This is a genomic window from Polaromonas jejuensis NBRC 106434, assembly GCF_001598235.1.
Taxonomy (GTDB): domain Bacteria; phylum Pseudomonadota; class Gammaproteobacteria; order Burkholderiales; family Burkholderiaceae_C; genus Polaromonas; species Polaromonas jejuensis.
The window spans coordinates 341,720-364,178 of record NZ_BCYO01000001.1 but is presented as its reverse complement, the minus strand read 5'-3'; the positions used below and the strand labels follow the sequence as shown (position 1 = coordinate 364,178).

21 protein-coding genes are annotated in these 22,459 nt (G+C 63.8%); 6 read left to right on the top strand and 15 right to left on the bottom strand.

The annotated features are described in order from the left end of the window. The first annotated feature begins 14 nt into the window (after positions 1-14). From PJE01S_RS01625 to ruvC, 6 genes are read left to right on the top strand one after another with little or no spacing between them, the layout of a single operon-like run. On the top strand, positions 15-863 hold the full coding sequence (locus PJE01S_RS01625) for an energy transducer TonB (protein WP_068831380.1): 849 nt from the start codon (positions 15-17) through the stop codon (positions 861-863). 53 nt (positions 864-916) lie between these two features. Then, positions 917-1,768, top strand: a complete 852-nt coding sequence (gene aroE / locus PJE01S_RS01620) for a shikimate dehydrogenase (RefSeq protein WP_068831379.1) — start codon at positions 917-919, stop codon at positions 1,766-1,768. 13 nt (positions 1,769-1,781) lie between these two features. Further along, positions 1,782-2,555: a transglycosylase domain-containing protein gene (locus PJE01S_RS01615; protein WP_068831378.1), complete on the top strand. Its 774-nt coding sequence runs from the start codon at positions 1,782-1,784 to the stop codon at positions 2,553-2,555. Positions 2,556-2,559: 4 nt separating this feature from the next. Continuing rightward, positions 2,560-3,171: a lysophospholipid acyltransferase family protein gene (locus PJE01S_RS01610; RefSeq protein WP_068831377.1), complete on the top strand. Its 612-nt coding sequence runs from the start codon at positions 2,560-2,562 to the stop codon at positions 3,169-3,171. Next, on the top strand, positions 3,171-4,160 hold the full coding sequence (locus PJE01S_RS01605; RefSeq protein WP_068831376.1) for a phosphatidate cytidylyltransferase: 990 nt from the start codon (positions 3,171-3,173) through the stop codon (positions 4,158-4,160). The genes PJE01S_RS01610 and PJE01S_RS01605 overlap by 1 nt, the downstream gene beginning before the upstream one ends. Positions 4,161-4,202: 42 nt before the next feature. Continuing rightward, on the top strand, positions 4,203-4,751 hold the full coding sequence (gene ruvC / locus PJE01S_RS01600; RefSeq protein WP_068831375.1) for a crossover junction endodeoxyribonuclease RuvC: 549 nt from the start codon (positions 4,203-4,205) through the stop codon (positions 4,749-4,751). 36 nt (positions 4,752-4,787) lie between these two features. Here the strand turns inward: ruvC and PJE01S_RS25465 are convergent, their stop codons facing one another. From PJE01S_RS25465 to ftsL, 15 genes are all read right to left on the bottom strand, one after another. Further along, positions 4,788-4,964 (bottom strand): hypothetical protein, encoded by a 177-nt coding sequence (locus PJE01S_RS25465; protein ID WP_169804351.1) that lies wholly within the window; start codon positions 4,962-4,964, stop codon positions 4,788-4,790. A 27-nt stretch (positions 4,965-4,991) separates the two neighbouring features. After that, positions 4,992-5,915 (bottom strand): UDP-3-O-acyl-N-acetylglucosamine deacetylase, encoded by a 924-nt coding sequence (gene lpxC, locus PJE01S_RS01595; RefSeq protein ID WP_068831374.1) that lies wholly within the window; start codon positions 5,913-5,915, stop codon positions 4,992-4,994. A 376-nt stretch (positions 5,916-6,291) separates the two neighbouring features. After that, positions 6,292-7,521, bottom strand: a complete 1,230-nt coding sequence (gene ftsZ / locus PJE01S_RS01590) for a cell division protein FtsZ (protein ID WP_068831373.1) — start codon at positions 7,519-7,521, stop codon at positions 6,292-6,294. A 161-nt stretch (positions 7,522-7,682) separates the two neighbouring features. Further along, complete coding sequence (gene ftsA / locus PJE01S_RS01585; protein WP_068831372.1) at positions 7,683-8,912, bottom strand: cell division protein FtsA; 1,230 nt, start codon at positions 8,910-8,912, stop codon at positions 7,683-7,685. Between the two features lie 4 nt (positions 8,913-8,916). Next, the gene (locus PJE01S_RS01580) at positions 8,917-9,720 is read right to left on the bottom strand and encodes a cell division protein FtsQ/DivIB (protein WP_245660526.1); all 804 of its coding nucleotides are present in this window, start codon (positions 9,718-9,720) and stop codon (positions 8,917-8,919) included. Next, positions 9,717-10,694, bottom strand: coding sequence for a D-alanine--D-alanine ligase (locus tag PJE01S_RS01575; RefSeq protein ID WP_068831371.1), 978 nt, complete (start codon positions 10,692-10,694; stop codon positions 9,717-9,719). Before PJE01S_RS01575 ends, PJE01S_RS01580 begins: the two co-directional genes overlap by 4 nt. 2 nt (positions 10,695-10,696) lie before the next feature. After that, the gene (gene murC / locus PJE01S_RS01570) at positions 10,697-12,127 is read right to left on the bottom strand and encodes a UDP-N-acetylmuramate--L-alanine ligase (RefSeq protein WP_068831370.1); all 1,431 of its coding nucleotides are present in this window, start codon (positions 12,125-12,127) and stop codon (positions 10,697-10,699) included. Further along, positions 12,124-13,206 carry an undecaprenyldiphospho-muramoylpentapeptide beta-N-acetylglucosaminyltransferase gene (gene murG, locus PJE01S_RS01565; RefSeq protein ID WP_068831369.1) on the bottom strand — a complete coding sequence of 361 codons (1,083 nt, stop codon included), beginning with the start codon at positions 13,204-13,206 and terminating at the stop codon, positions 12,124-12,126. Before murG ends, murC begins: the two co-directional genes overlap by 4 nt. Before the next feature lie 76 nt (positions 13,207-13,282). Continuing rightward, the gene (ftsW, locus tag PJE01S_RS01560; protein ID WP_157090187.1) at positions 13,283-14,539 is read right to left on the bottom strand and encodes a putative lipid II flippase FtsW; all 1,257 of its coding nucleotides are present in this window, start codon (positions 14,537-14,539) and stop codon (positions 13,283-13,285) included. Beyond that, complete coding sequence (gene murD, locus PJE01S_RS01555; RefSeq protein ID WP_068831368.1) at positions 14,536-16,320, bottom strand: UDP-N-acetylmuramoyl-L-alanine--D-glutamate ligase; 1,785 nt, start codon at positions 16,318-16,320, stop codon at positions 14,536-14,538. The genes ftsW and murD overlap by 4 nt, the downstream gene beginning before the upstream one ends. Positions 16,321-16,323: 3 nt before the next feature. Then, a complete protein-coding gene (gene mraY / locus PJE01S_RS01550; RefSeq protein ID WP_068831367.1) occupies positions 16,324-17,502 on the bottom strand; it encodes a phospho-N-acetylmuramoyl-pentapeptide-transferase in 1,179 nt (392 codons plus the stop codon). Continuing rightward, positions 17,492-18,892 (bottom strand): UDP-N-acetylmuramoyl-tripeptide--D-alanyl-D-alanine ligase, encoded by a 1,401-nt coding sequence (locus PJE01S_RS01545; RefSeq protein WP_068831366.1) that lies wholly within the window; start codon positions 18,890-18,892, stop codon positions 17,492-17,494. The genes mraY and PJE01S_RS01545 overlap by 11 nt, the downstream gene beginning before the upstream one ends. Further along, positions 18,889-20,400, bottom strand: a complete 1,512-nt coding sequence (locus PJE01S_RS01540; RefSeq protein ID WP_068831365.1) for a UDP-N-acetylmuramoyl-L-alanyl-D-glutamate--2,6-diaminopimelate ligase — start codon at positions 20,398-20,400, stop codon at positions 18,889-18,891. Before PJE01S_RS01540 ends, PJE01S_RS01545 begins: the two co-directional genes overlap by 4 nt. Beyond that, positions 20,397-22,130, bottom strand: coding sequence for a peptidoglycan D,D-transpeptidase FtsI family protein (locus PJE01S_RS01535; RefSeq protein WP_068831364.1), 1,734 nt, complete (start codon positions 22,128-22,130; stop codon positions 20,397-20,399). Before PJE01S_RS01535 ends, PJE01S_RS01540 begins: the two co-directional genes overlap by 4 nt. Continuing rightward, entirely contained in the window at positions 22,123-22,419 is a 297-nt protein-coding gene (gene ftsL, locus PJE01S_RS01530; RefSeq protein ID WP_068831556.1) for a cell division protein FtsL, read from the bottom strand. Before ftsL ends, PJE01S_RS01535 begins: the two co-directional genes overlap by 8 nt. Positions 22,420-22,459 lie beyond the last annotated feature (40 nt).

Here is a 22,459-nt window from a genome sequence, read left to right as displayed (position 1 = left end):
GATAATTTCCGCCTGTGAAGACACCTAGCACTCTGCAAATTGCCCTGGGCGCCTCGCTGGCCTTCCATGCGCTGCTGCTGACCGTGCGCTTTGTCGACCCGGAGCGCTTCAACCGCGTGTTTCAGGACACGCCGCTGGAAGTGATTCTGGTCAATGCCAGGTCCAGCGAGAAACCGGACTTTGCCAAAGCCATTGCGCAGGCCTCGCTCGCCGGCGGCGGCCAACTCGAAAAAGGGCGCGCCACCTCGCCGCTGCCGCCCTCGGCCCTGATGGAGCTGGGCGACGCGACGGAAGACGCGCAGCGCCAGGTCGAGTCGCTGCAGGAGCAGCAAACCCAGTTGCTGGCGCAACTCAAGAAGCAGCTGGCCACCATGCCGCCGCCGGACATGACGCTGCCGGCCAACAACCCGGCACGGGCCGAGCGCGAGGAAAAGCGCAAGCAGCTCGTCAAGATCCTGGCCGAAATTGAAAAGCGCATCAATGAAGAAAATGCGCGCCCCAAAAAACGCTATATCAGCCCGGCCACGCGCGAAGAGGTGTATGCGGTGTATTACGACGCGCTGCGCCGCAAGGTCGAAGACCGGGGCACCGTCAACTTCCCCGAGCAGGCCGGCAAGAAGCTGTATGGCGAGCTCACCATGGTCGTCACGGTGAATTTTGATGGCCGCGTGCTGGACACCGAAGTGGTCCAGACCTCGGGCAACCTGACGCTGGACCGGCGGGCGCAGACCATTGTTCGCGGCACCGGCCCCTTCGGCAGGTTCAGCGAGAGCATGCGCCGCAAGGCCGACCAGATCGTGGTGGTGTCGCGCTTCAAGTTCACGCGGGACGACACCCTTGAAACCCGGCTCACGAGCCGCTGAACGCCGGCCGCCCCCATGGACAAGGCGTTCAATCATGGATACATACTGAACTCATGGACAAGTACTTCGTACTGGGCAACCCGGTAGCCCACAGCAAATCACCGCTGATTCACGCGCGCTTTGCCGAACTGACGGGCCAGGCCCTGCGCTATGAGCGCCTGCTGGTCCCGCTGGATGGTTTTGCGGCCACGCTGGCGCAGCTGGCGCAGGATGGCGTGCGCGGCTGCAACGTCACCGTGCCCTTCAAGCTCGAGGCCTTTCAGGCCTCCACGTCGCGGACCGACCGGGCCCAGCTGGCGCAGGCCGTCAACACCCTACTCATCCAGCCCGGCCCTGGCGGCCACAGCCTGCATGCCGACAACACCGATGGCGTGGGCCTGGTCAATGACATCCAGAACAACGCCGGTGTTTCACTCGCCGGGCGGGATGTGCTGCTGATCGGTGCCGGCGGCGCCGCCGCGGGTGTCCTGGCACCGCTGCTGGCAGCCCTGCCGCGCCGCCTGGTGCTGGTCAATCGCACCAAGGCCAGGGCCGAGGCCCTGGCGGCGCGCCACCAGGCGCACCCTTCGCTGCAGGATTTGCTACAAAAAACAGAGCTGATTGCGCTTGACCTGCAAGGGCTGGAGGGCAATTTCGACATCATCATCAACGCCAGCGCGAGCAGCCTGGCGGGTGCCGGCGTGCCGGTGGACAGCCGCGTTCTCAAACCCGGTGCGCTGGCCTACGACATGATGTACGGCCCCGCGGCGGCGGGTTTCATGGCCTGGGCCAGCGAAGGCGGCGCCACCCCTCGCGATGGACTGGGCATGCTGGTGGAGCAGGCCGCCGAATCGTTTGCGCTGTGGCGCCAGGTGCGCCCACCGTCGCAACAGGTGCTGCAGGAAATGCGGGCGCAGCTGGCATGAAGGTCCTGCGGCCATGAAGGCGCTGCTCAGGCTGCTCGGGCTGGCAGTGCTGGCCGGGCTGGCCTTGCAGCTTTATTTTGTGGGGCGCATCGCCCTGATGGCGGTGCTCAGCCCCGAGTCCACCGCCTTCCAGCGCTCGGAGGCCTACCTCATCGCCAGAAACACCGGCGCACTGAAGTGGCGCCAGCAGTGGGTGCCCTATGCGGAGATCTCCAGCCACCTGAAACGCGCCGTCATCGCCTCCGAAGACGCCAGCTTCATAGAGCACGAAGGCGTGGACATGGAGGCGCTGGAAAAAGCCTGGGAGAAAAACGCCAGGGCCGAACAGCGCGCGGCGCAGCTGAGCGCCCGCTCGGCCCCGGCCAAAGCCGACAAGACCGGCAGGTCCGCCAAAAATGCGGCCCTTGCCAGGCCGCCCAAAATTGTGGGCGGCTCCACCATCACGCAGCAACTGGCCAAAAACCTTTTGCTGTCGGGTGAGCGCACCCTGCTGCGCAAGGGCCAGGAGCTGCTGCTCACGCTGCTGCTGGAGGCCTTGCTGAACAAGCAGCGCATTCTGGAGATTTACCTCAACAACGTGGAATGGGGCGAAGGCATTTTTGGTGCCGAGGCCGCCGCCCGGCATTACTACCGCAAGCCCGCCGCCGGGCTCAGCGCCTACGAAGCCGCGCGCCTGGCGGTGATGCTGCCGCGGCCCAAGTATTTTGAAACCCGGCCCGGCTCGGGCTACCTGGCCTCGCGCGCCAGCACCATCACGGCCCGCATGGGCGGCGTGGAACCGCCCTGAAACGATGCGCGCCAAACTGATGCGCCTCTTTCTGCTGGGCCTGGTCCGTCTGCTGACCGGTGCCCAGGCGCGCTGGCAGGGTTGCCCGCCCAAGGCCGAGCAGCGGATTTATTTCGCCAACCACCAAAGCCATGCCGACCTGGTGCTGATGTGGGCGGCGCTGCCCGAAGAGCTGCGCAGCATCACGCGGCCCATCGCGGCCAAGGACTACTGGACCCAAACGGCGTTCAAGCAATGGATCACCACGGCGGTTTTCAACGCCATCTATGTGGACCGGGCCAAAACCGGCGAGCAGGACCCGCTGGAGCCGCTGATGGAGGCGCTCAGCAATGGCGACTCCATCATCCTGTTTCCCGAGGGCACGCGGGGCTGCCAGGAAGAGCCGCAGAAATTCAAGTCCGGCCTTTACAACCTGGCGCAGAAATTCCCCCATGTCGTGCTGGTGCCGGCCTGGATCAACAACGTGCAGCGCGTCATGCCCAAGGGGGAAGTCGTGCCCGTGCCCATTCTGTGCTCGGTCACCTTCGGCGCGCCCATCGCCCTGGGCGCCGATGAAGACCGGGGTCACTTTCTGGCGCGCGCGCGGCAGGCGGTGCTGGACTTGAGAGCGTCCTGATGAACACCTTTTTGCGCAACCTCTCTGCGCCCCAGCAGGTCGGCCTGCTGTTCGTGCTGGTGTTTGGCCTGCTGGCCATTCTCAGCACGGCAGCGCTGGTGATGTCGCTGCGCGACCGGCATGAGGACGATCTGCATTCGCAAAACCTGAAGGAGCTCAACGGGCTGCTGAGGACCTCCTGGCTGATGTGCACGGTGTTCTGGATAGGCTGGACGCTGGGTGAGACCGTGGCGACGGTGCTGTTTGGCCTGGTCGCCTTTTTTGCCTTGCGCGAATTCATCACCCTCTCGCCCACGCGCCAGGGCGATCACCGCAGCCTGGTGCTGGCCTTTTTTGTGGTGCTGCCGCTGCAGTTTGCGCTGGTGATCACGCGGCATTTCGACCTGGTGACCGTGTTCATTCCGGTCTATGTGTTCCTGGCGATTCCGGTGGTCAGCGCACTGGCGGATGATCCGCACCGCTTCCTGGAGCGCAACGCCAAGCTGCAGTGGGGCATCATGGTCTGCGTCTATGGCATGAGCCACGTGCCGGCCCTGCTGCTGCTGAAATTTCCCCAGTACGTGGGCAACGAGGGCAAAAATGCCTTTCTGGTCTTTTTTCTGGTGTTTGTGGTGCAGGGCGGCATGATCGTGCAGCACCTGGTCAGCCGCAAGCTGCAACGCCAGCCCAGCGCGCCCCACATCAGCAAGAGCTTTAACTGGAGCAGCTGGTTGATCGCCGTCATCGTGGCCAGCCTGGTCGGCGGCCTGATGGCAGGCCTCACGCCCTTCAAGCCGGCGCAGGCGGTGGCGATGGCGTTTATCGCCTGCGTGTCGGGCTCGCTCGGGCATCTGGTCATGAAGGCCCTCAAGCGCGATCGCGGCATCACCAACTGGGGGGCTGAAGGACGGTCCATCACCGGCGCCAGCGGCCTGCTGGACCGTGTCGATGCGCTGTGCTTTGCCGCGCCGGTATTCTTCCACTCGGTCAGATGGTATTTTGGCCTCTAGCCCAACTCCATCGGGCACAATTAGCTACAAAATGTATAGCACATGCGGATTTTAGGCATAGACCCTGGCTTGCGCACCACCGGTTTTGGCGTGATTGACGCCGAAGGCCCAACACTGCGTTATGTGGCGAGCGGCACCATCAGCACCGTCCACCTCGGCAAGGGCCAGTTGCCCGCACGGCTCAAGGTGCTGTTTGACGGCGTGCGCGAAGTCATGGAGCGTTACCAGCCGGATGCGGCCTCGGTGGAAATTGTGTTCGTCAACGTCAACCCGCAGTCCACCCTGCTGCTGGGCCAGGCACGCGGCGCCTGCATCACGGCACTTGTTTCCAGTGATTTGGCGGTAGCCGAGTACACCGCGCTGCAGATGAAGCAGGCCGTGACTGGCTATGGCCGTGCCGACAAAACCCAGATTCAATCCATGGTGCAGCGCCTCTTGGGCCTGCCCGGCCTGCCCGGCCCCGATGCCGCCGATGCCTTGGGGCTGGCGATCACCCATGCCCATGCGGGTGGCGCGATGGCGCGTCTGGCACAAGCCAGTGGCTTGGGCGCCAGCATGGATGGGAAATACAAGGATGGGCGAAGCCGGTGATGCGGGCCAGCCCGAGGCCCGCAAGGGTATCGCCGCTCAGGCTATGCGTTCCAGAATCAACACCGCAAAAAAACCGAAGGCGGCGACCAGCGTCCACTTGAGGATGAGCAGGCCGAATCGCCTGAACCGGAATTGCCCGGTCCCGGCATAAAACATGAACGACACCGCGGCCACCAGCAGCAACAGCAGGATGAGCCAGCGGAAAAGCAGCATGGCTTGAAACTAAAACCCTGGGGCCCGCTACCAGGCGCGCGCCAGGGTGGCAAAACCCTGGGGCGCGCGGTTTTCGTCATCGAAGGTAACGGTTTCGTAAGCCTCCGGGTGCAAGAGCAGTTCGCGCAGCAGCTTGTTGTTCATGGCGTGGCCGGAGCGGAAGGCGCTGTACGCCGCCAGCAATGGTTTGCCCAGCAGGTACAGATCGCCCATGGCGTCGAGTATCTTGTGCTTCACGAACTCATCGTTGTAGCGCAGGCCATCGCTGTTGAGGACCTTGTAGTCGTCCATGACGATGGCATTGTCCAGCCCGCCCCCGAGTGCCAGGCCGTTGGCGCGCATCATTTCCACGTCTTTGGTAAAGCCAAAGGTACGGGCCCGGGCAATGTCGCGGCTGTAGGTGCCCGACCCCATGTCGAATTCCACGCGCTGGCCGGTGGAATCCACGGCCGGGTGGTCAAAGTCAATTTCAAAACTCAGCTTGTAGCCCTCGTAGGGACTCAGGCGCGCCCACTTGGCGGAGGCCCCCTCGCCCTCACGCACTTCCACCGGCTTGATCACGCGGACAAAGCGCTTGGGGGCTGCCTGCAGTTCAATGCCGGCCGACTGCAGCAAAAAGACAAAGGAAGAGGCGGAACCGTCAAGGATGGGCACCTCTTCGGCGGTGATGTCGATGTAGAGGTTGTCTATGCCCAGGCCGGCACAGGCCGACATCAGGTGCTCCACGGTGTGCACCTTGGCACTGCCGCTGGAGATGGTGGAGGCCAGCCGGGTGTCGGTCACGGCCTGCGCCGAGATGACGATGTCCACCGGTTGCGGCAAATCGACGCGCCTGAACACGATCCCCGTATCAGGCGCTGCCGGCCGCAGGGTCAACTCCACCCGCTGGCCGCTGTGCAGACCCACGCCGACAGCCTTGGTCAGGGATTTGAGGGTTCTTTGGGCAAGCATGGCTTTATTTTAATTTGTGCACGCATCAACGCGCCAAGTAAGGATTAAGGGGCAAAGGCCCTCATATCCCGCATATTGAGCCGCCCGGTTCTATTGCAATGCAGCGAAAAACTATCGACGACATAGCCGCATGACGGCCCTGCCTCATTGCGCGGTGATTAGTGGGATGGAAAGCGTAGCGAGCGGGCCGAAGTTGAGCCGAGGAGCACAGCCTACGACAGTACGGCGCGCACCACAGGCTCAAGACCGGGCCGCGCAGCAGCTTTACACCCTCCCCACCGCTGGGCCGCCCCAAGGCGGGGCAGCCCCCTCGGGGGGCAGCGCAGTACGCGAAGCGTTCTCGAAGAGCGGCGTAGCCACAAGCGTGGGGGCCCTATTAATCCGCTTGCTTGCGAAGGAAGGCCGGAATCTCGAAATCGTCCATGCCCCCCGATGCCAGCGCATCCACCTTGGCCGCAGCCTGGGTACGGTTGGTGCGCCACACGCTGGGCACCGACATGTTGCCGTAGTCGGGCTGCGCCGATCCCATGCTCACCTGCGCCACGCCTGCAGTGCCCGTCATGGCATTGAGGGTGGGCACGTTGAAGGGCACGTTGTCGGTTCCGGTGCGCAGCACCTGCAGCGGCGGTGCATGGCGGCGCACCCCCTGGCGGCTCAGGCCGGTGGCCACCACCGTCACGCGGATGTCCTCACCCAGCTCGTCGTCATAAGCCGTGCCATAGATGACATGCGCATCGGGCGAGGCGTAAGCGCGGATGGTGTTCATCGCCAGCTTGGATTCGCTCAATTTGAGCGAGCCCTTGGCCGCGGTGATCAGCACCAGCACGCCCTTGGCACCCGACAAATCGATGCCCTCCAGCAGCGGGCAGGCCACGGCCTGTTCGGCGGCGAGGCGCGCGCGGTCAGGGCCGCTGGCCTTGGCCGTGCCCATCATGGCCTTGCCAGGCTCGCCCATCACGGTGCGCACGTCTTCAAAGTCGACGTTGACATGACCCGGCACATTGATGATTTCGGCAATCCCGCCGACGGCGTTTTTCAGCACATCGTTGGCGTGGGCAAAGGCTTCGTCCTGCGTCACGTCATCGCCCAGCACTTCCAGCAGCTTTTCGTTGAGCACGACGATCAGCGAATCCACATTCGCCTCCAGCTCGGCCAGGCCGAGATCGGCGTTGGTCATGCGGCGTCCGCCTTCGAAGTCGAAAGGCTTGGTCACCACGCCGACCGTCAGAATGCCCATCTCCTTGGCCACGCGAGCGATCACGGGTGCGGCGCCGGTACCTGTGCCGCCGCCCATGCCGGCCGTGATGAACAGCATGTGCGCGCCGTCGATGGCGCTGCGAATGTCGTCAATCGCCAGCTCGGCCGCATCGCGACCCTTGTCCGGCTTGCTGCCGGCTCCCAATCCGCTGCTGCCCAGCTGGATGATCTTGTGCGCACTGCCACGGGCGAGGGCCTGCGCGTCGGTGTTGGCGCAGATGAACTCGACGCCCTGCACGCCGCAGTCAATCATGTGCCCGACGGCGTTACCGCCGCCGCCGCCGACACCGATGACCTTGATTTGTGTGCCTTGGTTGAATTCCTCGATTTCAATCATTTCGATGCTCATTGGGAGCCTCCTATCAATAAACTGCAGTTGCCAAAAATTATTAGAAAGTTTTTATGCTTGACATGAGACCTGTCACGCAGGCGGGTCTGCGCCTCCGGAATGGGTACGCCGCGAAGGCCGGCCGATGAAGCTGAAAACCATGAAGAAGGAATATTTATTCATCAAAAATTCCCCACAAACCAATCTTTCACACGACCCAATGCGTTGTGCACGCTACCGGCTTTTTGCGCCACCTTGTAGCCGCGCATGCGGGCCAGCCTGGCCTCTTCAAGCAGCCCCATCACCGTGGCGGCCCTGGCCTGGGCCACCATGTCGGACAAGGCGCTGGAATAGCGCGGTATGCCGCGTCGCACGGGCTTCAGAAAAATGTCCTCGCCGAGCTCGACCATGCCCGGCATCACCGCGCTGCCGCCGGTGATCACGATGCCTGAGGACAGCACCTCTTCGTAGCCCGACTCACGGATCACCTGCTGGACCAGCGAGAAAATTTCCTCAACACGCGGCTCAATGACGCCTGCCAAGGCCTGCTTGCTCAACATGCGGGGACCGCGGTCACCCAGGCCGGGCACTTCCACCTGCGTGTCGGGATCGGCCAGCAGCTGCTTGGCATAACCGCTTTCCACCTTGATGTCCTCGGCGTCCTTGGTGGGGGTGCGCAGCGCCATGGCGATGTCGCTGGTGATCAGGTCGCCGGCAATCGGAATCACCGCGGTGTGCCGGATCGCGCCGCCGGTGAAGATGGCCACATCGGTGGTGCCGGCGCCGATGTCCACCAGCGCCACGCCAAGCTCCTGCTCGTCCTGCGTCAGCACCGACAGGCTGGAAGCCAAGGGGTTCAGCATCAGCTGATCCACTTCCAGGCCGCAGCGCCGAACGCACTTGATGATGTTCTCCGCCGCACTTTGCGCGCCGGTCACGATATGCACCTTGGCCTCCAGGCGGATACCGCTCATGCCGATCGGCTCGCGCACATCCTGGCCGTCGATCACGAACTCCTGGGGCTCGACCAGCAGCAGGCGCTGGTCGGTGGAGATGTTGATGGCCTTGGCGGTTTCGATCACACGGGCCACATCGGCCTGCGTGACCTCCTTGTCCTTCACCGCCACCATGCCGCTGGAGTTGATGCCGCGGATGTGGCTGCCGGTGATGCCGGTGTAGACGCGGGCGATCTTGCAGTCGGCCATCAGCTCGGCCTCCTTGAGCGCCTGCTGGATGCTCTGCACGGTGGCGTCAATATTCACCACCACGCCGCGCTTGAGGCCGTTGCTCGACGCAATGCCCAGGCCCGCCAGCTTGAGTTCCCCCCCCGGCATGATCTCGGCCACCACGGCCATCACCTTGCTGGTACCGATGTCCAGCCCGACGACGAGATCTTTGTATTCTTTGGCCATACTTTTACCTTTTCTTTTTTCCGTCATCCGTGTCAGCAGGGCTGACTGTGGTGACCCCTCTAAGCTTGATGGCATACCCATTGCCATAACGCAGATCGGCGGACTCCAGATCCCGCCCATACTTGGAGGAGACCTGCGTCAGCGTCGCGGTGAAGCGGCGCACCCGTGCCTGAATCTCTTCGGGCGAACCGTGCCCCAGTTCAATCACCGCGCCACTGTCCAGCTGGGCGTGCCAGTTGCCATGGCCGGTCAGCTGCAATTGCTCCAGCACGGCATCGATCCCTTCAAACATAGGGGCGAGCCGCTGGTAAGCCTGCAGCACCAGCGGCGCCTGCCCCGGCGGCCCATTGAGCAGCGGCAAGTCTTCCGTGTCCACATCACCCTGGTTGACTTCAAACACCTCGCCAAAGGCGTTGACCAGCCGGGCATCGCTCTCGGGACCCCAGTAGGCGACGGCCTTGTGCTCCTGCAGCACCACCTTCAAGCGATTGGGAAACTCGCGCTGCACCATGGCCCGGCGCACCCAGGGCACCGCCTCGAAGGCCATGCGTGTGCGATCCAGATCCACGGTGAAGAAATTGCCGGCCAGTTTCGGCGCCACATTGGCGCGCAGGGTGACGGCATTGTTGTGCGCCAGATCCCCCTGCACGCGGATGGCATTCAGATTGAACAGCGACTGACGCATCAGCCAGGTCACGGCCAGCGCCAGCACCATGGCGGCAAACACCAGGCCCAGAATCACCGACAAGGTGTTCATGAGCTTGACGTCCAGCGGCAAGGGTGTTGGCAGTGGCAGGGAACGACTCAAGTGGCGGCTCCCCTTGGTTTCTGGTGGTCGAGCGAGGCGGACCTCAACACCCCGAGGCAGAGGTCTTCATAAGAGATGCCGGCGGCCCTTGCGGACATCGGCACCAGGGAATGCCCGGTCATGCCCGGCGAGGTATTGATTTCAAGCAGGTAGGGCTTGCGCGTGAGCCTGTCTATCATCACATCGGCACGCGCCCAGCCGCGGCAGTTGAGCGTGCGAAAGGCCTGCAGAACCAGTTGCTGGATCGCCGCCTCTTCCCCTTCGGGCAAACCGCAGGGCACCAGGTACTGCGTGGTGTCGGTGAAGTATTTGTTCTGGTAGTCGTAGTTGCCATCGGGCGCGACGATGCGAATGACCGGCAGGGCCTTTGCTTCGGCACCGGTGCCCAGCACCGGGCAAGTCACTTCGTCGCCACTGATGAACTGCTCGCACAGAATGTCGGCGTCCAGCCCGGCGGCCAAGGCGATGGCCTCGGCCATGCCGGCGCGCGCCGTCACCTTGGTCAAGCCAAGGGAAGACCCCTCGCGCGCGGGCTTGACGATCAGCGGCAGGCCCAGCGTATCGGGAATGGCTGCGATGTCGGCATCGCTGTAAGCCTCACGGCGCAGCAACACATAGTTTGGCGTGGGTAAACCCTCGGAGAGCAGCACGCGTTTGGTCATGACCTTGTCAATGGCCATGCTGGAGGCCATGACGCCTGAGCCCGTGTAGGGAATTCCCAGGAGCTCCAGCGCGCCCTGCACCGTACCGTCTTCGCCGAAACGGCCATGCAGCGCGATAAAGCAGCGCGCAAACCCTTCGGCTTTCAGTTCGCCGAGATCGCGCTGGGCGGGGTCAAACGCGTGGGCATCGACGCCGCGCGAGCGCAGCGCCTCCAGCACGCCACGACCCGACATCAGCGAGACTTCGCGCTCGGACGACAAGCCGCCCATGAGAACAGCGACCTTGCCAAAATTGGGGAGACTCTGGTCCATCATCAATGTCCTGCAGGCGCCGTGCGCCCAGTTGTGTTCAGCATGTCAACGACTTTTGCGGGCACCAGGCCTATGGACCCTGCGCCCATGCACATCACGACATCGCCGCTCAATGCGTTGTCAAGAATCGCCTGGGGCATGGCCTCAATCCCGTCCACAAAGACCGGTTCCACCTTGCCCGCCACGCGCAAGGCGCGCGCGAGCGAGCGGCCGTCGGCCGCCACAATAGGCGCCTCGCCAGCGGCATAGACCTCGGCCAGCAACACCGCATCGGCATGGGTGCTGATGACCTTGACGAAGTCCTCAAAGCAGTCGCGCGTACGTGTATAGCGGTGCGGCTGGAAGGCCAGCACCAGCCGGCGGCCAGGGAAAGCACCGCGCGCCGCCGCCAGCGTGGCCGCCATCTCGACGGGATGGTGGCCATAGTCCTCGATCACCGTGAACAGCCCACCGTCTTTCGCAGGCAGATCGCCATAATTCTGGAAGCGCCGGCCCACGCCCCGGAATTCGGCCAGGGCCTTCTGCACGGCAGCATCGGGCACGTTGAGTTCGGCCGCGACAGCAATGGCTGACAAGGCATTGAGCACGTTGTGCTCGCCCGCCAGGTTGAGCACCACCTCCAGGTCCGGCAAGGTGACACCGTTGCGCCGCTGCACGGTGAAGTGCATTTGCGCGCCCACGGGCCGCACATGGATAGCGCGCACTTGCGCTTCTTCGCCAAAGCCATAACTCGTGATGGGGCGGGAAACCTCGGGCACGATGTCCCGTATGGCCGCATCGTCGGTGCACAGGATGGCCGTGCCATAAAAAGGCATGCGGTTCAGGAAATTGACAAAGGCCTGCTTGAGCTTGCCAAAGTCATGACCATAGGTCTCCATGTGGTCGGCATCGATATTGGTGACCACCGCCATCACCGGCAACAGGTTCAGGAAGGAAGCGTCCGATTCGTCGGCCTCGACAACGATGTAGTCGCCCGAACCCAGCTTGGCGTTGGCGCCGGCGCTGTTGAGCCGGCCACCGATCACAAAGGTCGGGTCCAGGCCCGCTTCGGCCAGCACACTGGCCACCAGGCTGGTGGTCGTGGTTTTTCCATGCGTGCCGGCAATCGCAATGCCCTGCTTCAGGCGCATCAGCTCGGCCAGCATCAGGGCTCGCGGCACCACGGGTATGTGTCTTTCACGCGCCGCGAGCACTTCGGGGTTGTCGGCCTGTACGGCGGTTGAGGTGACCACCGCATCGACCGTGGCCAGATTGGTGGCGGCATGCCCCACAAAGGTCTGGATACCCAGGCCGGCCAGGCGTTGCAGCGTCGGGCTGTCCGAGAGGTCGGACCCCGAAATGGTGTAGCCCAAGTTGTGCAGGACTTCGGCAATGCCTGACATGCCCGAACCGCCCAGCCCGATAAAGTGGATGTGCCTGATGGCGTGCTTCATGGGACAAGCTCCTCGCAAGCGGCCACCACCCGGGCGGTGGCTTCAATTTTTTGCATGTTTTTAGCCTTTAGCGCGCACTGGACAAGCGCAGTACGCTCTGTTTTTTGTAGCATCAACGCCAGTTTCTCTGCGTTCAGGTCGCGCTGCTGAAGCAGCCAGCCGCCGCCTTGCGCCACCAGAAACTGGGCATTGAGGGTCTGGTGGTCATCCACCGCCGCGGGAAAGGGTACGAACAGCGCCGCAGCGCCCACGGCCGCAATCTCGGTCACCGTGCTGGCGCCCGAACGGCAGATGATCAGGTCGGCGTCGGCAAACGCCTGGGCCGTGTCTTCAATGAAAGGCGTGAGTTCCGCCTGCACGCCGGCCGCCTCATAGTGGGCCCGCAGCGCATCGATCTGCCGCGCGCCGCTTTGATGCCTGACCTGCGGACGCTCATCGACCGGGATCAAGGCCAGGGCTTTGGGCACAACTTCATTGAGCGCCCTGGCGCCCAGGCTGCCCCCGACCACCAGCAACTTCAGCGGTCCGCTGCGGCCGGCAAAACGCTCGGCGGGAGCCGGCTGGCGGGTGAAAGCGGGACGCAAGGGGTTGCCCACCCACTCGGCCTTCCTGAACACGCCGGGAAAGGCGGTAAAGACCCGATCGGCCACGCCGGCCAGCACCTTGTTGACCATGCCCGCCACGGAGTTTTGCTCGTGCAGCACCAGCGGCTTGCCCAGCAGCACACTCATCATGCCGGCCGGAAAGCTGATATAGCCGCCCAGGCCCACCACCACATCGGGCTTCACGCGCCTGACCACCTGGATGCTTTGCCAAAAAGCCTTGAGCAGCCGCAGCGGCAGCAACACCACAGTGGCCGGACCTTTGCCGCGCACCCCGGAAAAATCAATCGATTCGAAGGCAAAGCCACGCGGCGGCACCAGCTGACTTTCCATGCTCGGGTGAGCGGCGCCGCCCTTGCCGCCCAGCCAGTGCACACGCCAGCCGCGCTCGCGCAGGGCCTCGGCGACGGCCAAGCCCGGGAAGATATGCCCGCCGGTACCACCGGCCATCACGAGGGCGCAACGCTGGCGGCTCATACGCGGCCCCCGCGCATTAACAACGCAAAGGCGTTGCAGTGTTTCGCACTCAACCCGGTTTTGATGAAATCGGTTCTCATACGCGGCCCCCGCGCATGAGAACCCGATTTTCATAGTCAATTCTCAGAACCACCGCCAGGGCAATCAGGTTCATCAAAATCGCCGAGCCGCCGTAGCTCATCAGGGGCAAGGTCAAACCCTTGGTCGGCAGGGCGCCCAGGTTCACGCCGATATTGATAAAGGTCTGGAAGCCCATCCAGATCCCGACACCCTGGGCCACCAGGCCGGCAAACAGGCGGTCCAGCGCAATCGACTGACGGCCTATGTGCATGATGCGGCGGGTCATCCACATGAACAGGCCGATGACGGCCAGCACGCCCATCAGGCCGAATTCCTCGCCAATCACGGCCATCAGGAAGTCGGTGTGCGCCTCGGGCAGCCAATGCAGTTTTTCAATGCTGCCGCCCAGGCCGACGCCAAAGATCTCGCCACGCCCGAAGGCAATCAGCGAGTGGGAAAGCTGGTAGCCCTTGCCCATGGAGTATTTGTCGCTCCAGGGGTCCAGATAGGCAAAAATCCGCTCGCGGCGCCACTCGCTGAGCATCACCATGAGTCCAAAGGCCACCACCACCACGGCCGCAATCAGAAAGAACATGCGGGCATTGACGCCACCCAGAAAGAGAATGCCCATGGCGATCACCGAGATCACCATGAAGGCCCCCATGTCGGGTTCGGCCAGCAGCAACACGCCGACGACGGCGATCGCAATGGCCATGGGCATCACGGCGCGAAAGAAGCGCTCTTTCACTTCCATTTTCCGCACCATGTAATCCGCCGCATACAGCAGCACTGCGAACTTCGCGAGCTCCGAGGGCTGAAAGTTCATGAAGCCCAGCGAAATCCATCGGCGCGCGCCATTGACACCCTTGCCAATGAAAGGCAGGAGCACCAATATCAGCAGCAGCAACGACACGACAAACAGCCATGGCGCCACTTTTTCCCAGGTGGCCATGGGCACCTGAAACGCCAGCGCCGCCACGACGAAAGCCACGAACAGCGAGAGGACATGGCGCAGCAGGAAATGGGTATGTGCGTAGCGTGAGAATCTGGGGTTGTCAGGCATCGCAACCGATGCCGAATACACCATGATCAGGCCCCACATGAGCAAAGCCACGGTGACCCAGACCAGCGCCTGGTCAAAGCCGGCCATGCGCGCAGGCGGCGTGGCCAGAGTGCGCGACAAGGTCTGCCCGCCCAGGCGGACCGGCAACACCTCCGAGGCGGCCTTCCCCACGCCGGAGAACCAGCCAAAAAGACGTGTGGACAGCGTCACAGCACGGCCCCCTGGTCACCGGCCAGCACCTGCACCGCCTCACAAAAAACCCGTGCGCGGTGCTCATAGTTGTCAAACATGTCAAAACTGGCGCAGGCCGGCGACATCAGCACCGCATCGCCGCCCTCGGCCTGCCGGGCGGCAATGGCCACCGCTTCCGGCATGGAGATGGCATCCAGCAGCGGCACATGGCTGTCCTGCAGGGCGGATCGGATGAGAGGCGCGTCGCGCCCTATCAGCACCACCGCCCGGGCATGGCGCGCCACGGGCTCGGCCAGCGGCGAAAAATCCTGGCCCTTGCCTTCGCCGCCCAGGATGACCACCAGCTTGCGCTCGGCCCCCAGACCTGTGAGCGCCGCGGCCGTAGCCCCGACATTGGTGCCCTTGCTATCGTCGAAGTACTCGACATCGTTGACGACCGCCACGGACTCCACACGGTGCGGCTCACCGCGGTATTCACGCAGGCCGTGCAGCATGGGGGCAAGATTGCAACCCGCGGCAACGGCAAGGCCCAGCGCCGCCAGGGCATTGGTGGCGTTGTGTCGACCGCGAATCCGCAATGCATCAATCGGCATCAGGCGCTGGATGTGCAGCGCCACTTCCTCGTCCTTGCGGCGCTTGATCGTCTCATCGGCCTCTGCCGCGCGCACCAGCCAGGCCATGCCGTTGACGGTTTCAATGCCGTAGTCCCCGGGGCGCTGCGGCTCCCCGGCGCCAAACGTCGCGTGGGGGCGAACCTGCGCAGGCCGCAGGCGAACCTTGACAGGCGGCGGAAGCATGGCCATCACCCGGGCATCGTCACGGTTCAACAGCATGAAGGTGCTGCCGCCGAATATCCGGGCCTTCGCCGCGACGTAGGCATCCATGTCGCCATGCCAGTCCAGGTGGTCCTGGGTAATGTTCAGCACCACGGCAGCCGTCGGCTCAAAGTCCTGCACATCCGCGAGCTGGAAGCTGGACAGCTCCAGCACCCAAACCTGCGGCAGGGTTTGCGCGTCAAGGTGCGCAGACAGCGTGTCGAGCAGCGTCGGGCCGATATTGCCCGCAACGGCAACGGTTTTTCCGGCCCGCTGCACCAGCTGGCCGACCAGGGACGTCACCGTGGTTTTGCCGTTCGTTCCCGTGACGGCCAATACCACCGGCCTGTAGCCGGTAGGCTGTTCAGCCGGCACAGGGGCAAGCAGAGCGGGTAACGCTGCGTCTTCGCCGGCCTCTTCCAGTGCGGGCGCGCTTTCCGCCGCCTCTGGCGTGGGCCCCTCGTCCATGTCGCCGCAAGCGTCGGCCATCAAAGCGGCGTCGCCCTTCAGCGAACCGGCCGCATCCGGCACATCGACTGCATCGACCACGCCAGACACGTCGGGCAGCGGCCCTTCGATCACAGCCTCAGGGGATGCAAGAGGCCCGGAATTTCCTTCCCCTGCCTCTGTTGCCGGCAGCTCGCGGAGGTCAACCAGGGCCCGCGAGAAAAGGTCAAGCTCCCCACCCACAGGCAGACCCATGGCACGCGCCGCATCCACCACGGGTGCAATGGTCGCGGGCGTCAATCCCGGTGACCGATAGACCGCACGCACGGCCGTGCCCTGCACCAGATCCGGCGTAAAGGCGCCGCTCACAAACTTCACACCAGGAAGTTCTTGCCTCAGCGTTGCGAGCAATGAAGGCGCTTCGCGCGTATCGGCGACCGTCACCAATGCCCCATGGCGGGCGCACCAGCGCGCCATGGCCAGGCCGGACGCACCCAGGCCCAGGATCAACACGGTTTGGTCTTGTAAATGCCTCATGCCTTACCTGAGCTTCAAGGTTGAAAGACCAACGAGACACAACAGCATGGTGATGATCCAGAAACGAACGACCACCTGCGTTTCCTTCCAGCCACTTTTCTCGAAGTGGTGGTGCAGCGGCGCCATCTTGAGCAGGCGCCGCCCCTCGCCGTAGCGCTTTTTGGTGTACTTGAACCAGGTCACCTGCAGCATCACGGAAAGGGCTTCGACGACAAAGATGCCGCCCATGATGGCCAGCACAATTTCCTGGCGCACGATCACGGCAATGGTGCCCAGCGCGGCGCCCAGTGCCAAGGCACCAACGTCGCCCATGAAAACCTGGGCCGGATGCGTGTTGAACCACAGAAAGGCCAGCCCGGCACCGGCCATGGCCGAGCAAAAGATCAGCAGCTCGCCCGAGCCGGGAATGTGCGGAAAGAGAAGGTATTTGGAATACACGGAGCTGCCGGTCACATAGGCGAACACGCCCAGCGCAGAGCCCACCATGACCACCGGCATGATGGCCAGTCCATCCAGGCCGTCGGTCAGGTTGACGGCGTTGCTGGAGCCCACAATCACCAGGTAAGTCAGGATCACAAACCCGAAGACGCCCAGCGGGTAGCTCACTTCCTTGGCGAAAGGCACCAGCAGGCCGGCCTTGGGCGGCAGGTTCACATCAAAGCCCGACTGCACCCAGCTGAAGAACAGTTCGAGCACCCGCAGGTTGGAACTCTCCGAGATGCTGAACACCAGGTACAGCGCAGCGATCAGCCCTATCAATGATTGCCAGAGGTATTTCTCGCGCGAGCGCATGCCTTCCGGGTCCTTGAGCACGACCTTGCGCCAGTCATCCGCCCAGCCGATGGCGCCAAAACCCAGGGTGACGATCAGCACAATCCAGACAAAGCGATTCGACAGGTCGAACCACAGCAGGGTCGAAATGCCAATCGACAACAAGATAAGCACGCCGCCCATGGTGGGCGTGCCGCTTTTGCTCAGATGCGTCTGCATGGCGTATTCGCGAATCGGCTGGCCAATCTTGAGCGCTATCAGCCGGCGAATCACGAAGGGGCCGGCCAGCAGGCCTATCAGCAAGGCCGTGAGTGCGGCCATGACCGCGCGAAACGTCAGGTACTGAACCACCCTGAAATAACCAAATTCAGGGGAAATTGACTGGAGCCACTGGGCCAGACTAAGCAGCATGAGGCTCTTCCTTGGATTGTTGTGTGTGATCGGCGGTGGCTGCCGCTATGGCCTGCACCACCCGCTCCATCTTCATGAACCGTGAGCCCTTCACCAGCACGCTGCCGGAACCAGTCAGCTCGGCCACCACGGCGGTGACCAGCCCCGCCATGTCATCGAAGTGGCGCCCCTGCCCAAAGGCGATAGCCGCCTGTTCAGACTGCACGCCCAGCGTGTAGAGCTTTTCGATACCCCGGCCCAGTGCGTACTGACCGGCTTCGCGGTGGAACTGCGGCCCCTGATCGCCGACCTCCCCCATGTCGCCCATGACCAGCAAGCGCGGCCCGGGCAACTCGGCCAAAACGTCGATGGCGGCACGCATGGAGTCCGGATTGGCGTTGTAGCTGTCGTCAATCAGGGTGAGCACGCGTCCCTGCACGGGGACAGGAATGGCGCGCGAACGCCCCTTGACTGGCGCAAACGCGGACAGCCCCGCCGCAATGAAGGGCAAGGGCACGCCCGCCGCCAGTGCACAGGCGGTGGCCGCCAGGGCGTTCTTGATGTTGTGCCGGCCGGCGACCTGCAGGGAAAAATCCAGCGGCCCTGCTGGTGTGTGCGCCGTCACCCACCAGCGCTCGCCGCTCCAGCGCGCCTGGCCCGTGACGTCGGCGGCGCCAGACAGTGCAAAGGTCAACACCTTGCATGCGCCCGCCAAGTCGCGCCAGACGGCGCTGTAGTCATCGTCGGCGGGGAAAACCGCGGTGCCACCCGCGCCCAAAGAGGACAGCACCGAGCCATTTTCCTGCGCCACCGCGTCCACCGTGGCCATGAATTCCAGGTGCTCGCGCTGGGCATTGTTGACCAGCGCCACGGTGGGCCGGGCCATTTCGGCCAGACAGGCGATTTCTCCCGGGTGGTTCATGCCCAGCTCCACCACGCCCACCTGGTGCGAAGCACGAAGACGCAGCAATGTCAGCGGCACGCCGATGTCATTGTTGAGATTGCCTTCCGTCGCAAAAGCCCCGGCCGGCTTCCAGGCGCGAAGAATCGACGCGATCATCTGCGTGACCGTGGTTTTCCCGTTGCTGCCCGTCACCGCAATCAGGGGCAGGCTGAATTGCGAACGCCAGCCGGCAGCCAGCTGGCCCAGCGCCCGCTTGGTGTCGGCCACTTCAAGGCCGGGCATCCCCGCCTCGGCCAGGCCCTGGTGGGCAATCGCCGCAACAGCACCCTGCGCTTTGGCTTGCGCCAGAAACTCATGGGCATCAAAACGCTCGCCCTTGAGTGCCACGAACAGGTCCCCCGCCTGCAAGCTGCGCGTATCGGTGTGCACGCGCAGCGGCGCTACACGGCCATCGCCGACCAGACGCGCCGCCGGCAACCAGCCCAAGGCTTGCTGCAAGCTCATCATGCGACGTCTCCCCCCGCCCGGCGTCCAGCCAGCACGGCGTTCAGGGCGGCCTGGGCATGCGCCCGGTCGGAGAAAGGCCGCTTGACGCCATCAGTCTCCTGAAACTCCTCATGGCCCTTGCCGGCCAGCAGCACCACATCCTGAGGCTGCGCCAGGCTCAGCGCATAGGCAATCGCGGCGCCCCGGTCTGCCTGCACATGCACGACATCGCTATGGCTCAAGCCCAGCAATATCTGGCAAATAATGGCCAGCGGATTTTCACTGCGCGGATTGTCACTGGTCACCACCACCTGATCGGCTTCCTTTTCCGCCACCGCCGCCATCAGCGGGCGCTTGCTGCTGTCACGGTCGCCCCCACAGCCAAAGACACACCAGAGCTGGCCGCCGCGGCTTGCCGCGACCGGCCTGAGCGCCCTGAGCACCTTCTCCAGCGCGTCCGGCGTATGCGCGTAATCAATGACGGCCAGCGGCAGGCCCTCCATGGCCAGGGTCTCCGTGCGGCCAGGCACCGGCAGCAAATCAGCGCAGGCGCCCACCGCATCGGCCAGCGGCAGGCCCATCGCACGCAGGGCCGCCATCACGCCCAGCAGGTTGGACACGTTGTACTGCCCCACCAGGCGGGTTGAAATCCTGTGGCGTTCGGCGCCTTCAACGACGTCAAAGCGCAAAGCCTGGGTCCCGTGATGAATATCGAGCGCTTGCAGCCGTGCGGGCCCGTCGCATGAAAATGTCCAGATATCCAGGTCCCGCCCCGTCGTTGAATCGGCCAGAGAGGCGTTCAACTCAACCCCTTGGGGATCGTCAACATTGATGACGGCCGCCTTCAGCCCGGGCCAGTCGAACAGCAACGCCTTGGCCTCCCAATAGGCCGGCATGGAGGCGTGGTAATCGAGATGGTCCTGCGTGAAGTTGGTGAAGATCGCGACCTGTATGGCCGTCGCATCCAGGCGCCGCTCCACGATGCCGATCGATGAGGCCTCCAGCGCGCAGGCCGCAAAGCCTTCATCCACAAAACGCCGCAACTGCCGCTGCAGCAGCACCGGATCAGGGGTGGTGAGGCCAGTGGAAACCAGGGCCCCAGGCTCACCTATACCCAGGGTTCCGACCACACCGCATTTGCGGCCCAGGCGGCCCAGCGCCTGCGCCAGCCACCATGTGGTCGAGGTCTTGCCATTGGTGCCAGTGACCGCCACGACCTGCAACTGCTGGCTGGGCGCCTCAAAATAAGCCGCGGCTATCGGCCCGGTCGCCGCCTTGAGTCCCGCATAAGTCGCAACGCGTTCATCCTTGAAAGCGTATGCCGCAGCGCCCTCCTGCTCGACCAGGCAAGCCTGTGCACCCGCAGCGAGTGCGTCGCCCACATACTTTCGGCCATCAGTTGCCGCGCCGGGCCAGGCAATGAATCCATCGCCGCTACCGACCTGGCGGCTGTCCGTGCAGAGGCTGGCGGTCACGCGTTCGCGCAACCAGCATGCGGCCTGCTCAGGGCTGTGGAGTTGCGTAGTCAAAACGACTCCTCGACGGCCTGCGTCACGATCTGCGGCTTGACATTCACGTCGGGCTGCACCCCCATCATGCGCAGCGTCTGCTGCACCACCTCGCTGAAAACCGGCGCGGCCACGACACCGCCAAAATACTTGCCGTCGCTCGGCTCATCGATCATCACCGCGACGATGATGCGCGGCGACTCTATGGGCGCCATGCCGGTAAACCAGGCACGGTATTTATTGCTGGCATAGCCCTTGCCGACCTGCTTGTGCGCTGTGCCCGACTTGCCGCCGACCGAATAGCCCACCGTCTGCGCCAGTTGGCCGGTGCCGCCCGGGGCGGCTGCCATCTGGAGCATCCGGCGCACCGCGTACGCGTTCTCGGCAGAAAACACCTTGACGCCGACGGCGGGTTCGCGGCTCTTGAGCATGGTGACCGGAATGATTTGCCCGTCGTGCGCGAAAGCGGTGTAGGAGTGCGCCATCTGGAACAGCGAAGCGGAGAGCCCGTAGCCATAGGACATGGTCGCCTGCTCGACGGGACGCCAGGTTTTCCAGGGCCGGAGCCTGCCCGTCACTGCACCGGGAAACTGGATCTGCGGCTTCTGGCCGTAGCCGAGGGCGACATAGGTATCCCACATCTCGTGGGGACTCATCCTTTGCGCAATCTTCAGAGCACCGACGTTGCTGGACTTCTGGATCACGCCTTCGACGGTCAGCGTGCCGTAGTTGTGGGTGTCACTGATGGTGAAGCCGCCGATGCTGAAGCGGCCGGGCCCGGTTTCTATGATGGTCTGCGGCGTCACTCTGCCCGCCTCGAGCGCCATCGCCACCGTGATCGGCTTCATCGTCGAGCCGGGCTCGAAAGTGTCGGTCAGGGCGCGGTTGCGCAGCTGTTCGCCCGTGAGGTTCTGGCGCTTGTCGGGCACATAGCTTGGGTAGTTGGCGAGCGCCAGCACCTCGCCGGTGATCGCGTCGAGCACGACCACACTGCCGGCCTTGGCCTTGTGCGCGACCACAGCGTCGCGCAGCTTCTGGTAAGCGAAAAACTGCACCTTGCTGTCGACGCTCAGCTGGATGTCCTTGCCTTCGGCCGGCGGCACCTGCTCGCCCACACCCTCGACCACACGGCCCAGGCGGTCCTTGATCACGCGCCGGGAACCCGCCTTGCCGGCGAGTTCCTTGTTGAAGGTCAGCTCAACGCCTTCCTGCCCGCGGTCTTCCACATTGGTAAACCCGACCACATGCGCAAGGGTTTCGCCCTCGGGGTATTTGCGCTTGTACTCCTTGCGCTGATAAATGCCCTTGATGCCCAGGGCCTGGATTTTCTGGGCCACCGGCTCGTCCACCTGGCGCTTGACCCAGACAAAGGTCTTGTCCTCATCGGCGAGTTTTTTATTCAGTTCAGCCAGCGGCATTTCCAGCAGCCCGGCCAGTTCTGCCAGCTGGGCCTTGCTCGCATCCACGTCTTCCGGAATGGCCCAGATACTGGGCGCCGGCACGCTGGAGGCCAGAATCAGGCCATTGCGGTCCAGAATGCGGCCCCGGTTGGCAGGCAGCTCCAGGGTCCGTGCAAAGCGAACCTCGCCCTGGCGCTGGAAAAAGTCATTGCCAAAAATCTGGATGTAGGCCGCCCTGCCGGCCAGCCCGGCGAAGGCCAGCGCAATGCCGGCCACAATGAACTTGCTGCGCCAGACCGGCGTCTTGCTCGCCAGCAAAGGACTGGAGGTGTAGCGCACGCTCTTACTCATGCGCCCCTGCCTCTGCCGTCACGGCATCCTTGTAGCTCACGTACTGCGTGATGGCAGGCGTTGTCGTGCGCATCAGCAGGCGATCCCTGGCGAGTTTTTCCACCTTCAGGGGCGTGGCCTGGGCACGCTTTTCCACCTGCAGGCGCTCGCTGTCCGTTTCAATTTTCCGGCTCTGGGCGGCAGCCTTTTCCAGCTCGACATAGAGCCGGCGTGACTCGTACTGCGTGTGCACCAGGTACAGCGCACTGACCAGCACGGCCAGCAGGAGCACGAGGTTCAGACGGGCCATGGCCTGCCCCGCACACTGCTTGCCAATGAGCGCCGGGTCA